14 protein-coding genes are annotated in these 12,638 nt (G+C 66.3%); 13 read left to right on the top strand and 1 reads right to left on the bottom strand.

The genetic code is table 11. The features are described 5' to 3' along the window. Positions 1–8 precede the first annotated feature (8 nt). From A6I89_RS18350 to A6I89_RS18295, 12 genes are all read left to right on the top strand, one after another. Positions 9–668, top strand: coding sequence for an L-threonylcarbamoyladenylate synthase (locus A6I89_RS18350; protein WP_005514011.1), 660 nt, complete (start codon positions 9–11; stop codon positions 666–668). Between the two features lie 63 nt (positions 669–731). After that, entirely contained in the window at positions 732–1,913 is a 1,182-nt protein-coding gene (locus A6I89_RS18345; RefSeq protein ID WP_013415633.1) for a glycosyltransferase family 4 protein, read from the top strand. 41 nt (positions 1,914–1,954) lie between these two features. Next, entirely contained in the window at positions 1,955–2,419 is a 465-nt protein-coding gene (locus tag A6I89_RS18340; protein ID WP_172504572.1) for a Cg1360 family ATP-synthase-associated protein, read from the top strand. A gap of 388 nt (positions 2,420–2,807) precedes the next feature. After that, positions 2,808–3,587, top strand: a complete 780-nt coding sequence (gene atpB, locus A6I89_RS18335) for a F0F1 ATP synthase subunit A (RefSeq protein WP_044990771.1) — start codon at positions 2,808–2,810, stop codon at positions 3,585–3,587. A gap of 70 nt (positions 3,588–3,657) precedes the next feature. Beyond that, positions 3,658–3,909, top strand: a complete 252-nt coding sequence (locus A6I89_RS18330; protein ID WP_005514006.1) for an ATP synthase F0 subunit C — start codon at positions 3,658–3,660, stop codon at positions 3,907–3,909. A 9-nt stretch (positions 3,910–3,918) separates the two neighbouring features. Further along, positions 3,919–4,479, top strand: coding sequence for a F0F1 ATP synthase subunit B (locus A6I89_RS18325; RefSeq protein WP_005514004.1), 561 nt, complete (start codon positions 3,919–3,921; stop codon positions 4,477–4,479). 5 nt (positions 4,480–4,484) lie between these two features. Then, a complete protein-coding gene (locus tag A6I89_RS18320; RefSeq protein WP_013415634.1) occupies positions 4,485–5,309 on the top strand; it encodes a F0F1 ATP synthase subunit delta in 825 nt (274 codons plus the stop codon). Positions 5,310–5,370: 61 nt separating this feature from the next. Continuing rightward, a complete protein-coding gene (atpA, locus tag A6I89_RS18315) occupies positions 5,371–7,014 on the top strand; it encodes a F0F1 ATP synthase subunit alpha (RefSeq protein ID WP_005514002.1) in 1,644 nt (547 codons plus the stop codon). Between the two features lie 48 nt (positions 7,015–7,062). Next, the gene (locus A6I89_RS18310; protein ID WP_005514001.1) at positions 7,063–8,043 is read left to right on the top strand and encodes a F0F1 ATP synthase subunit gamma; all 981 of its coding nucleotides are present in this window, start codon (positions 7,063–7,065) and stop codon (positions 8,041–8,043) included. A 3-nt stretch (positions 8,044–8,046) separates the two neighbouring features. Beyond that, positions 8,047–9,495: a F0F1 ATP synthase subunit beta gene (gene atpD / locus A6I89_RS18305; protein WP_005513999.1), complete on the top strand. Its 1,449-nt coding sequence runs from the start codon at positions 8,047–8,049 to the stop codon at positions 9,493–9,495. Between the two features lie 6 nt (positions 9,496–9,501). Beyond that, positions 9,502–9,870 (top strand): F0F1 ATP synthase subunit epsilon, encoded by a 369-nt coding sequence (locus A6I89_RS18300; protein ID WP_005513998.1) that lies wholly within the window; start codon positions 9,502–9,504, stop codon positions 9,868–9,870. 48 nt (positions 9,871–9,918) lie between these two features. Further along, positions 9,919–10,341: a DUF2550 domain-containing protein gene (locus tag A6I89_RS18295; protein WP_037085394.1), complete on the top strand. Its 423-nt coding sequence runs from the start codon at positions 9,919–9,921 to the stop codon at positions 10,339–10,341. A 64-nt stretch (positions 10,342–10,405) separates the two neighbouring features. Here A6I89_RS18295 and A6I89_RS18290 read toward each other — a convergent pair whose 3' ends face one another. Then, positions 10,406–10,981, bottom strand: a complete 576-nt coding sequence (locus A6I89_RS18290) for a cob(I)yrinic acid a,c-diamide adenosyltransferase (protein ID WP_005513995.1) — start codon at positions 10,979–10,981, stop codon at positions 10,406–10,408. A 55-nt stretch (positions 10,982–11,036) separates the two neighbouring features. Here A6I89_RS18290 and murA point away from each other — a divergent pair, with 55 nt between their 5' ends. Beyond that, positions 11,037–12,308, top strand: a complete 1,272-nt coding sequence (gene murA / locus A6I89_RS18285; protein WP_005513994.1) for a UDP-N-acetylglucosamine 1-carboxyvinyltransferase — start codon at positions 11,037–11,039, stop codon at positions 12,306–12,308. Positions 12,309–12,638: the final 330 nt, after the last annotated feature.

Raw genomic sequence — 12,638 nt, 5'->3', positions numbered from 1 at the left:
ATGGGTGCGTGAGCACTGTCTACGACTGCAAGCAACCCGACAATCGTGAAGCCGGACTGACCGCCGCGAAGAACTCCCTCAAGGCCGGCCGGCTGGTCGTCCTCCCGACGGACACCGTGTACGGTCTCGGCGCCGACGCCTTCGACGGCGATGCCGTCGCGAGCCTGCTCCGGGCCAAGGGACGCGGTCGGGACATGCCGGTGCCCGTGCTGGTCGGTTCCTGGAACACCATCGACGGTCTGGTCTACTCCGTTCGTCCGCAGGCGCGTGAGCTGATCAAGGCGTTCTGGCCCGGCGGGCTGAGCATCGTTGTCCAGCAGGCGCCTTCGCTCGCATGGGACCTCGGCGACAGCCGTGGCACGGTGATGCTCCGGATGCCGCTGCACCCGGTGGCGCTCGAGTTGCTGCGCGACGTCGGACCGATGGCGGTGTCGAGCGCCAACATCTCGGGGCGCCCGCCGGCCACCACGGTCGACGAGGCGCGTGACCAGTTGGGCGGAGCGGCGAGCGTCTACCTCGACGGCGGCCCGGCGACTCACGCGGTGGCGTCCACGATCGTCGACCTCACCGGCGACGAGATCCGGATCCTGCGCGAGGGTGCGGTGCCGACCGCGGACGTCGCCGAGGTACTCGGGGTGACACCGGAAAGCCTGCTGGGAGGAGCCTGACGGTGAGCGGACTCGTCCTGGTCAATCCCGGTTCCCGGCTCGTCGGCCGGTAGCGTCGTCGAGGTGAGTTCTGCAGATACGGCGGTGCTGGCGCTCGCCCAGGCCGGCAACGGCGCGGGCGTGCCGCTGCGCGAGTTGCTGCTCGTGATGCTGACGGCCGCCGTCGTCACATTCCTCGGAACCGGCCTCGTCCGGAGGCTCGCGATCCGCTTCGGTGCCGTCGCCATCCCGCGCGACCGCGACGTCCACGTCGAACCGACGCCCCGACTCGGCGGGATCGGCATGTACGCCGGCATGCTCGTCGCGTTGCTCTTCGCCGGTCAACTGCCCGCGCTGACGCGAGGATTCGAGTTCTCGCGGGACATCGCCGCGGTCCTGGTGGCGGGGTTCGTGATCGTGCTGGTCGGTGTGATCGACGACCGGTGGGGGCTCGACGCGCTCACCAAGTTCGTCGGGCAGGTGACCGCCGCGGGCATCCTCGTGGTCATGGGGGTGAGCTGGTACCTGATCCCGTTGCCGTTCGGCGAGAGCAGCACCGTGATTCTCGATCAGCTCCAGGCGGGCCTGGTCACCGTCGCGGTCGCCGTCGTGATGATCAATGCGATGAACTTCGTCGACGGGCTCGACGGGCTCGCGGCCGGTCTCGGGCTCATCGCCTCGCTGGCGATCTGTGCGTTCTCGGTGGGAATCCTGCACGACCAGGGCGGCGACGTCGGGGTCTACCCACCCGCGATGATCGCGGCGGCGTTGGCCGGCGCATGTCTCGGTTTCCTTCCCCACAATTTCCAGCCGGCCCGGATCTTCATGGGCGACTCCGGGTCGATGCTCATCGGGCTCACCCTGGCCGCGGTGTCGACCAGCGCATCCGGGCGGATCAGCTTCACCGCCTACGGTTCTCGGGATCTCCTCGGTCTGCTCTCGCCGCTGTTGCTGGTCGGCGCGGTGATGTTCATCCCGATCCTCGACCTGCTCCTCGCGGTCATCCGGCGCACGCGGGCCGGGGTCAGCCCGTTCAGCCCCGACAAGATGCACCTGCATCATCGCCTCCTGCAGATCGGCCATTCGCACCGTCGCGTGGTCCTGCTCATCTACTTGTGGGTGGCGGTACTGGCGTTCGGGGCGGTCGGATCGTCGCTGATCGACAGGCGGATCGTGGTGCTGCTCGTCGCCGGCGGCCTGGTCTTCGCCCTGGTGGTCACCGCGGTGCCGTCCTGGCGTGGGCTCCGGCAGGACAGTCGCCGGTAGCCGGGGCAGGGGGAGCGGCCCACCCCGAGCGTTCCTCTAACCTGGGAGCCGTGACTTCCACCCCAGAGCCCTATTCGACCGATCCCACGGCGGCGCTCCGCCGTGGCCTTCGCTACGGCGTGCTCGGACTGCTCGTGCTCGCCGTCGGCGGCGTGATCATCGCCAGCCTGTTCGCCGGCGTCGCCGGACTGTGGGGCGCTCTGCTCGGCGCTGCCGTCGGCGGTGGCTTCATCCTGTGCACCGTCCTGGTCGTGCTCCTCACCGCCAAACTGCCGGCCGTCACTGCTGGCGCGGTCCTGCTGGGTAGCTGGCTTCTCAAGATGATCCTGGCCATCACCGTGCTCGCGATCCTCGATCCCCTGGACTTCTACAACCGCCAGGCGATGGTGATCGTCATCGTTCTCTCGCTCGTCGTCGTTCTCGGCGCCGAGACCTACGGCGTACTCCAGACCAAGGTCCCGTACGTGACACCGCACGAACCCGACAACGAATCGGGCGCTGCCTGACGCATGGACGAGGCGTTTTCTGCAACGTGTTCCAGAGTTTTCGGGTACCCCGTCTACACAACGTCGTAGATGTCTTGATAGTCTCTGGTCCAAGCAAGTGCGCAGATGCCGGGAAAGTCCAGATGACCTGGCGTCTCGGTAACGCTTGCAGGCGACAGAGGCTGTCGGAGTTGTCCGAATTTCAGATTTGGGCGGAACCACCCTCCAGTTGCCGAGTCGACGACAGTCGCCGACACCGACAGACGCCAGGACGGGTTCGCCCGAGTCTCCAGCTGCTGACGAATACGCGAGCCGACCTGGTCGACTTGTTAGATCGTCAATGTCCGATCGAACCGCAGACAGCGATGCCTGCGGCCGACTACGGGAGAGACCGCTGAGCGTCACCTTCATGGCCGCGGGTGAATACCATCCGCCGTCACTCGATGATTTCTACCCGCCCGCAGTGCTGTTCGAGGGCACGATCTTCGAACTCGACCGTCTGATGCTGATCCGTCTGTTGATGTCGGCGCTGGTGGCAGTGTTCTTCATCATCGCGATGCGGAGCCCGAAGATCGTTCCGCGCGGTGTCCAGAACGTCGGCGAGTACGCGCTCGATTTCGTGCGGATCAACATCGCGGAAGAGATCTTGGGCAAGGAGCAGGGCAAGCGCTTCCTGCCGGTCATCACGACCATCTTCTTCATCGTGCTGGCAAGCAACATCGCGAGTGTCACGCCCTTCCTGAACATCTCGCCGAACGCACGAATCGGCATGCCGCTCGTGCTGGCGGCACTGGCCTACATCACCTTCAACTACGTGGGCATCAAGAAGTACGGCTTCTTCAAGTACGTCAAGTCGAGCGTCGTCGTCCCGGGTGTGCCGCTTCCGCTGCACTTCCTGCTGATTCCGATCGAGTTCCTCTCGACCTTCGTGCTCCGGCCGTTCACGCTGATGGTCCGACTCATGGCCAACATGCTGGCCGGACACATCCTGCTCGTGCTGTTCTTCAGCGCCACGCAGTACTTCTTCTTCACCTCCGGAGGGTTCCAGGCGATCTTCGGCGTGCCGTCGATCATCGCCGGCGTCGCCATGACGTTCTTCGAACTCCTGGTGATCGGTCTGCAGGCGTACGTCTTCGCGCTGCTCACCGCCGTGTACATCGATTTGGCGCTCCACGCCGACTCGCACTGACCACTCACATCGTTAGACCTGCCCCATTCGCCGACCGGCGGTGGGCAACAGAAAGGGAACGGAACACCACATGAGCGTTGCGCTTCAGGCAGTCGAGGTCCTCGCGCAGGAAGAGACCACCTTCAAGGGTCTCGGCGCTGTCGGCTACGGTCTCGCAGCCATCGGCCCCGGCATCGGCGTGGGTATCGTCGTCGGTAAGGCGATCGAGGGCATGGTCCGTCAGCCCGAGATGGCCGGCCAGGTTCGCACCACGATGTTCCTCGGTATCGCGTTCACCGAGGCCCTGGCGCTGATCGGTCTCGTCGCCGGCTTCATCTTCTAAGAACACACCATGTCAACCACCATCGCATTGCTCGCGGCCGAGGGGGAGGATCACAACCCCCTCCTGCCCGCGACGTATGACATCACTTGGTCGATCGTTGCCCTGGTGGTCGTCGGGTTCGTCTTCTGGAAGTTCGTTCTTCCGATGTTCCAGAAGGTTCTCGCCGAGCGCACCGAGCAGATCGACGGCGGCATCAAGCGGGCCGAAGAGGCTCAGGCAGAGGCCAAGGCCGCGCTGGAGCAGTACCACGCCCAGCTCGCCGAGGCTCGCACCGAGGCCGCACAGATCCGCGAGGAAGCACGTACTCAGGGCCAGCAGATCATCTCCGAGATGAAGGCACAGGCCCAGGAGGAGAGCGACCGCATCGTCGCCGCCGGTCACAGCCAGCTCGTCGCTCAGCGGCAGCAGATCGTGACCGAGCTGCGGGCCGACCTCGGTAAGACCGCGGTCGACCTGGCCGAGAAGGTCATCGGAGAGTCGCTCGCCGACGACGTCAAGCGCGCCGGAACGGTCGATCGCTTCCTCAACGAGCTGGACGCAGTCAGCGCCGATTCCGCAGCAGGAAAGTGAGCACCATGTACGCAGCGAGCCGTGAAGCCCTGACGCAGACTCGTGCTGCGCTCACCGCGGCGTTGGATTCCGTTTCCCCCGGCGCGGCCACTGCGGCCGCGGCGCAGGCCGGATCCGAGCTGTTCTCGGTGGTCGAGGTTCTCGACGGTCAGCGCACTCTCCGGAGTGCTCTGGCCGACGCGTCCACGCCTGCCGCTGGTCGACAGGGCCTGGCCCGCCAGGTGTTCTCGGGGAAGGTCGGCGCCGAGGCGCTGGCAGCCCTCGAGGCCGCCGCGGGCCAGGACTGGTCGAGCACGGCGGATCTGCTGAACTCGCTGGTCACGGTCGGGCGTGAGTCCCTGCTCCGTGCCGCAGCGGATCAGAGCCAGAGCGACACGGTCGAGGACGAGCTCTTCCGTCTCGGCCGCATCGTTGCCGGCAATCCGCAGCTGGAGCAGGTCCTTTCGGATCGTTCGACGCCCGTCGCCGCCAAGCGAGAGCTGCTGTCGAAGCTGCTGTACGGCAAGGTCACCGCAATCACGGAGGCTCTTGCCATCCAGGCTGTGGGTCGCCTGCGCACCGCTCCGGCGGATGCGTTCGACGAGCTGTCGGCCCTGGCCGCGGCGCTCCGAGACAAGGCCGTTGCGCATGTTCGCAGCGCCTCGACGTTGTCGAGCGAGCAGGTCGAGCGGCTCGCGGCGACGCTGACCCGCACCTACGGCAAGCCCGTCACCGTGCATGTGGAGGTCGATCCGGCACTCCTCAGCGGCATGGTCGTCCGGGTGGGCCACGAGGTCATCGACGGGAGCGCGGCCGGTCGCCTCGCTGCCCTGCGCAAGACCTTCAAGTAGCCGACGACCGAACACATACTCCCGATCTTTTCGAAGACCAGATACCGAGAGCAGGAAAAACATGGCGGAGCTGACGATCTCCTCCGACGAGATCCGTAGCGCGATCGAGAACTACACCGCGAGCTACTCACCGGAGGCCTCCCGCGAGGAGGTCGGCGTGGTGTCCGACACCAGCGACGGCATCGCTCACATCACCGGCCTGCCGTCGGCGATGGCCAACGAGCTGCTGGAGTTCCCGGGCGGCGTGCTCGGTGTTGCACTGAACCTGGACGCCACCGAGATCGGTGCCGTCGTCCTGGGTGACTACGAGCACATCGAAGAGGGCCAGGAAGTCAAGCGGACCGGCGACGTTCTGTCGGTGCCGGTCGGCGACGGCTACCTGGGCCGCGTCGTCGACCCGCTGGGTCGGCCGATCGACGGCCTCGGCGACATCGAGACCACCGAGACCCGCGCCCTCGAGTTGCAGGCCGCCACGGTGCTCGAGCGTCAGCCCGTCGAGGAGCCGCTGCAGACCGGTATCAAGGCCATCGACGCCATGACCCCGATCGGCCGCGGACAGCGTCAGCTCGTCATCGGCGACCGCAAGACCGGTAAGACCGCGGTCTGTGTCGACGCCATCCTGAACCAGAAGGCGAACTGGGCGACCGGCGACCCGAAGCAGCAGGTCCGCTGCATCTACGTCGCCATCGGCCAGAAGGGCTCCACCATCGCCGGCGTCAAGCAGGCGCTCGAGGAGCAGGGCGCGATGGAGTACACCACCATCGTCGCTGCCCCGGCTTCGGACTCCGCCGGCTTCAAGTGGCTCGCCCCGTACACCGGTTCGGCCATCGGCCAGCACTGGATGTACCAGGGCAAGCACGTCCTCATCGTGTTCGACGACCTGACCAAGCAGGCCGAGGCGTACCGCGCCATCTCGCTGCTGCTGCGTCGTCCGCCGGGACGTGAGGCCTACCCGGGTGACGTCTTCTACCTGCACTCGCGTCTGCTGGAGCGTTCGGCCAAGCTGTCCGACGAGCTCGGTGGCGGTTCGCTGACGGCTCTGCCGATCATCGAGACCAAGGCCAACGACGTCTCGGCGTACATCCCGACCAACGTCATCTCGATCACCGACGGTCAGGTCTTCCTCGAGTCCGACCTGTTCAACAAGGGCATCCGCCCCGCGATCAACGTCGGTATCTCGGTTTCCCGCGTCGGTGGCGCCGCGCAGACCAAGGGCATGAAGAAGGTCTCCGGTTCGCTGCGTCTGGAGCTCGCGCAGTTCCGTGAGCTCGAGGCCTTCTCGGCCTTCGCTTCGGACCTCGATGCCGCTTCGAAGGCTCAGCTCGAGCGCGGCCAGCGTCTGGTCGAGCTGCTCAAGCAGGACCAGTACTCGCCGATCGCGGTCGAGGACCAGATCATCTCGATCTACCTCGCCGGTGAGGGTGTGTTCGACTCGGTGCCCGTCGCCGACGTGCGCCGCTTCGAGGCCGAGCTTCTCGACGACCTGCACCGCAACGCGGGCAGCGTCTACGAGGCCATCAAGGGCGGCAAGGCTCTCGACGACGCCTCGATCGCGACCCTGACGGCTGCGACCGAGAAGTTCAAGGCAGGCTTCCTCGCCTCCGACGGCAGCCGTGTCGTCAACGAGGCCGAGGCCGAGGCTCTCGACGCCTCCGAGGTCGGCCAGGAGAAGGTCACCGTCAAGCGCACCACTGTCAGCAAGTGAGCGTGGTCCCCATGACTCAGCGTCACCCGAAGGGAGAGTGATCGATCGATGGCAAGCATCCGCGAACTGCGTTCTCGCATCAAGTCGGTCAACTCGACCAAGAAGATCACCAAGGCGCAGGAACTGATCGCCACCTCGCGCATCACCAAGGCGCAGGCCCGTGTCGCGGCTTCCAAGCCGTACGCGGAGGAGATCACCAAGGTGCTCTCCGAGCTGGCCAGCGCCTCGGCGTCGCTCGACCACCCGCTGCTCAACGAGCGGGCGAACCCGAAGCGTGCTGCCGTCCTGGTCGTGACCAGTGACCGCGGTATGTGCGGCGGTTACAACTCCAACGCCCTCAAGGAAGCGGAGGAGCTGTTCCAGCTGCTGCGCTCCGAGGGCAAGGAGCCCGTGATCTACGTGCTCGGTTCCAAGGGCCTCGGTTACTACACGTTCCGCGGCCGCAAGATCGGTGGTGCGTGGACGGGCTTCTCCCAGGAGCCCGGCTACGCGGATGCCGCCAAGGCGAGCCGTCACCTGGTCGAGCTGTTCATGGCCGGTTCCGGTGCCGAGGTCGAGGCGCCGAACGGCGAGGGCACGATCGAGGGCGTCGACGAACTCCATATCGTCTACACGCGCTTCGTCTCGATGCTCACCCAGAAGCCGGAAGTCCGGCGGATGGCTCCGCTCGAGGTCGATTACACGGACGATCACATCGAGCTGGGCGAGGACATGCTGTCCAACGGCCAGCACGACGGCAAGTCGGGTCCGAGCGCGGTCTACAATTTCGAGCCCGAGGCCGGCACGTTGCTGTCGGCCCTGCTGCCGAAGTACGTGAGCACGCGTATCTACTCGGCGCTGCTGGACTCCGCCGCCTCGGAGTCTGCCGCCCGTCGTACCGCCATGAAGGCCGCGACGGATAATGCGAACGAACTGGTGAACACCCTGAGCCGTCAGGCAAACCAGGCTCGCCAGGCCCAGATCACCCAGGAAATCAGCGAGATCGTCGGTGGCGCGAATGCGCTGGCCTCGAGCGCAGGAAGTGACTAGCACATGACCGCAGCAGTAACCCAAACCAACGCGAACGGCGCGGACACCACGTCCGGCCGGGTCGTGCGGGTCATCGGTCCCGTTGTGGACGTTGAGTTCCCGCGCGGCCATGTTCCCGACCTGTTCAACGCCCTGCACTCGGAGGTCACCCTCCCGTCGGTGGCGAAGACGCTGACCCTCGAGGTTGCGCAGCACCTGGGCGACAACCTGGTCCGCACCATCTCGATGCAGCCCACCGACGGCCTGGTCCGCGGCGCTGCTGTCAACGACACCGGCAAGCCGATCTCGGTTCCCGTCGGCGACGTCGTCAAGGGCCACGTGTTCAACGCCCTCGGTGACTGCCTCGACGCCCCGGGCACGGGTCGCGACGGCGAGCAGTGGGGCATCCACCGCAAGCCCCCGGCCTTCGATCAGCTCGAGGGCAAGACCGAGATCCTCGAGACCGGCATCAAGGTCATCGACCTGCTGACCCCGTACGTCAAGGGCGGCAAGATCGGTCTGTTCGGTGGTGCCGGTGTCGGCAAGACCGTTCTGATCCAGGAGATGATCACCCGTATCGCGCGTGAGTTCTCCGGCACCTCGGTGTTCGCCGGCGTCGGTGAGCGCACCCGTGAGGGCACCGACCTTCACCTCGAGATGGAAGAGATGGGCGTCCTCCAGGACACCGCCCTTGTCTTCGGCCAGATGGACGAGCCGCCGGGAACGCGTATGCGCGTCGCCCTGTCCGCGCTGACCATGGCGGAGTACTTCCGCGATGTCCAGGGCCAGGACGTGCTGCTGTTCATCGACAACATCTTCCGCTTCACGCAGGCCGGTTCCGAGGTTTCGACCCTGCTGGGTCGTATGCCTTCGGCCGTCGGTTACCAGCCCACGCTGGCGGACGAGATGGGTGAGCTCCAGGAGCGCATCACCTCGACCCGTGGCCGTTCGATCACCTCGCTGCAGGCGATCTACGTCCCCGCCGACGACTACACCGACCCGGCGCCGGCCACGACCTTCGCGCACCTCGATGCCACCACCGAGCTCTCGCGTCCGATTTCGCAGATGGGTATCTACCCCGCCGTGGACCCGCTGACGTCGACCTCGCGCATCCTGGAGCCCGGCATCGTCGGTGCCGAGCACTTCCGCGTCGCGAACGAGGTCAAGCGGATCCTGCAGAAGTACAAGGAGCTGCAGGACATCATCGCCATCCTCGGTATGGACGAGCTGCAGGAAGAGGACAAGGTCCTCGTCGGCCGCGCCCGCCGTCTGCAGAAGTTCCTCGGCCAGAACTTCATCGTCGCCGAGAAGTTCACCGGTGAGCCCGGTTCGGTCGTGCCGCTGCGCGACACCATCGAGGCGTTCGACCGCGTCTGCAAGGGCGAGTTCGATCACCTGCCCGAGCAGGCGTTCAACAGCTGCGGTGGACTCGACGACGTCGAGGCCGCTGCCAAGAAGATCGCCGGGAAGTAGACCGACATGGCTGAGATGACCGTTGAACTCGTTGCCGTCGAGCAGCGACTCTGGTCGGGATCGGCGAAGCTGGTCAGCGCCCAGACGACCGAGGGTGAGATCGGTGTCATGCCCGGGCACGAGCCGGTCCTCGGCCAGCTCGTCGAAGGCGGCGTGGTTGCGATCACGACCGTCGACGGCGAGCGCGTGGTCGCCGCGGTGCACGGTGGCTTCCTCTCGGTGACCGCCACCACGGTGACGATCCTGGCCGAGTCCGCTGACATGGCGCATGATGTCGACGTCGAGGCGGCCAAGGCCGTCCTGGCCGAGACCACCGAGGATCTCGAGGCGATCGCGATCGCCAAGGGTCAGCTGCGCGCCGTCGAGCGCGCGTAGTCAGTCCACGACGAGCCGCGACGGAGCCGACGAGTAGTGACGATCGGAATGGTTGTTCTCATCATTCTGGTTGTGCTGCTCGCGGCCTTCGTCGCGGCTTTCGTGTATCGCCTCGCCGTTCTGCGACGGGGTGGCACGGCGGCGATTCTGCGAGTGACCCCGGCTCCCGGTGGAAGTGGTTGGCGACACGGGGTCGTCCGGTACGGCGAAGGTTCGCTGGTCTTCTTCAAGCTGTCGAGCCTGCGGCCCGGACCGGACTCCCGGTTGAGTCGTCAGGGGATCGAGGTCGGTTCCCGTCGCGGCCCCGTCGGCAACGAGTACGACATCATGACCGACGAGATCGTGATTCTCGAGATCTCCGACGGTGACGACACGTACGAGATAGCCCTCGACCGGGGCGCCTTGACCGCCTTCCTTTCATGGGTGGAGTCGAGGCCGGACGGACGGTCGTTGCGGGGACGTCCCGCCTGACGAACCGCGGAGCGAGAACAGAAAAGGGAGGCCTGTCGGCCTCCCTTTTGCGTTGCGCGGGGGGTCAGGACCGGCCCGCACCGGGCTTCCACAGGACGTCTCCGCCCGGATTGGCGAGGCGGCTGACGATGAACAGCAGGTCCGACAGGCGATTGAGGTACTTCGCCGGCAGGGTGTTGGTGTCGTCGGGGCTGGCCTCGACGGCCGCCCAGGCCGAGCGTTCCGCGCGTCGGGCGATCGTGCGCGACGAATGGAGCAGGGCCCCGAGCGGGGTGCCGCCCGGCAGGATGAACGAGTGCAGCGGTTCGAGGCGCTCGTTGAACTCGTCGCACCATCCTTCGAGGCGTTCGATGTAGGCCTCGGTCACGCGCAGCGGCGGGTACTTGGGGTCCGGAACGACCGGCGTCGAGAGATCCGCGCCGGCGTCGAACAGGTCGTTCTGGACCTGGCGGAGCACGTCGACGATCTCCTCGGGCGGGGTGCCGAGTGCGAGAGCGACGCCGATGCTCGCGTTCGTTTCGTCGCAGTCGGCGTACGCGATGAGCCGTGGATCGTTCTTGGACACGCGGGAGAAATCGCTCAGACCGGTAGTGCCGTCGTCGCCGGTCCGGGTGTAAATCCGCGTCAAGTGAACAGCCATGGGGCAACGGTACCGCTCGGCAGGTCCGGCGTTGTCCTGGCTAGGCTGTTCGACTGTGAGTGAACGCTTTCTTGTCGCTGGTGGGAACCGACTCGTCGGTGAGGTGTCGGTGGGCGGCGCGAAGAACAGCGTCCTGAAACTGATGGCCGCGGCTCTGCTCGCCGAGGGCACGACCGTCATCGAGAACTGCCCCGACATCCTCGACGTGCCGCTGATGGCCGATGTACTGCGCGGACTGGGCTGCGACGTGTCGCTCGAGGGGGATGTCGCGAGGATTACGACACCGGCGCAGCCGAAGTACCACGCGGACTTCGCGGCCGTCCGGCAGTTCCGAGCGTCGGTGTGTGTCCTCGGTCCGCTGGTCGCGCGATGCCACAAGGCAGTCGTGGCGCTTCCCGGTGGAGACGCGATCGGTTCGCGCCCCCTCGACATGCACCAGTCAGGACTTCGCCTGCTGGGTGCGCACAGCGAGATCGAGCACGGCTGCGTCGTCGCGGAGGCCGACGACCTGTACGGGGCCAACATCCGCCTGGCGTTCCCCTCGGTGGGGGCGACCGAGAACATTCTCATGGCTGCCGTACTGGCCAGGGGAGAGACGATCATCGATAACGCGGCGCGCGAGCCGGAGATCGTGGACCTGTGCAACATGCTGAACCGGATGGGCGCGAAGGTCTCCGGCGCCGGCTCGACGACGCTGACCATTCGCGGCGTCGACCGCTTGCAGCCCACGTCGCACCGGGTCATCGGCGACCGGATCGTCGCGGCCACCTGGGGTATCGCTGCAGCGATGACGCGGGGGGACGTGCTCGTCCGCGGCGTGAACCCGAAGCACCTCAGTCTCGTGCTCGACAAGTTGCGCGCCGCCGGTTCGCAGATCACCACCGAGGCCGATGGTTTCCGCGTGGTGCAGACCGGTCGTCCGCAGGCCGTGAACTTCGCGACCCTCCCGTACCCAGGATTCCCGACAGACCTGCAGCCGATGGCGATCGGGCTCGCGGCGATCGCGGACGGCACGTCGATGATCACCGAGAACGTCTTCGAGGCGCGATTCCGGTTCGTGGAAGAGATGATCCGCCTGGGTGCGGATGCACGCACCGACGGGCACCATGCCGTCATCCGGGGAGTGGAGGAGCTGTCGAGCGCCCCGGTGTGGTCCTCGGACATCCGTGCCGGCGCTGGCCTGGTGCTTGCGGGGCTCGTCGCGGACGGGGTGACAGAAGTGCACGACGTCTACCACATCGATCGCGGCTACCCCCGATTCGTCGAGGACCTGGTCGGATTGGGCGGGGACATCCGTCGAGTCTCGGACGAAGGAGACGGGCAATGAGCGCTGTGCCCGGCATCACAGTCGAGCATCCGGCCGTGGCCGCGGTCGTTCGCGCTTGATGACCTGGGAAAACGACGTCCCGAATCCTTCCCACCAGGCCGTTTGACGCTCCGTTCACCCTCGCGTAACTTATTCCAGGTCAGAGCGACACGGACACCGACCCGGCCGCGACCTTCACTGGTCAGCGAGGGAAAACGAGGTTGTACGGGGAGCGCCTGGCGGTTGCCGATACTCCTTCCGGTCGCCGATTTGCGTCGGTGTCGGGTGCGGGTTAGGCTGGAACGGTTGCCCCGGAACGAGAAACTGTGTGTTTCGAGTGATGGTGTGTGC

The organism is Prescottella equi (assembly GCF_002094305.1).
Classification (GTDB): Bacteria; Actinomycetota; Actinomycetes; order Mycobacteriales; family Mycobacteriaceae; genus Prescottella; species Prescottella equi.
The sequence above is the reverse complement of the archived record's forward strand: the minus strand, read 5'-3'. Positions and strand labels throughout refer to the sequence as shown.

Bases quoted from the DNA above. Each gene is read 5' to 3' on its own strand.
- atpB (WP_044990771.1), top strand. From the start codon at position 2,808: ATGGCCGCGGGTGAATACCATCCGCCGTCACTCGATGATTTCTACCCG.
- A6I89_RS18330 (WP_005514006.1), top strand. From the start codon at position 3,658: ATGAGCGTTGCGCTTCAGGCAGTCGAGGTCCTCGCGCAGGAAGAGACC.
- A6I89_RS18325 (WP_005514004.1), top strand. From the start codon at position 3,919: ATGTCAACCACCATCGCATTGCTCGCGGCCGAGGGGGAGGATCACAAC.
- A6I89_RS18320 (WP_013415634.1), top strand. From the start codon at position 4,485: ATGTACGCAGCGAGCCGTGAAGCCCTGACGCAGACTCGTGCTGCGCTC.
- atpA (WP_005514002.1), top strand. From the start codon at position 5,371: ATGGCGGAGCTGACGATCTCCTCCGACGAGATCCGTAGCGCGATCGAG.
- A6I89_RS18310 (WP_005514001.1), top strand. From the start codon at position 7,063: ATGGCAAGCATCCGCGAACTGCGTTCTCGCATCAAGTCGGTCAACTCG.
- atpD (WP_005513999.1), top strand. From the start codon at position 8,047: ATGACCGCAGCAGTAACCCAAACCAACGCGAACGGCGCGGACACCACG.
- A6I89_RS18300 (WP_005513998.1), top strand. From the start codon at position 9,502: ATGGCTGAGATGACCGTTGAACTCGTTGCCGTCGAGCAGCGACTCTGG.
- A6I89_RS18295 (WP_037085394.1), top strand. From the start codon at position 9,919: ATGGTTGTTCTCATCATTCTGGTTGTGCTGCTCGCGGCCTTCGTCGCG.
- A6I89_RS18290 (WP_005513995.1), bottom strand. From the start codon at position 10,981: ATGGCTGTTCACTTGACGCGGATTTACACCCGGACCGGCGACGACGGC.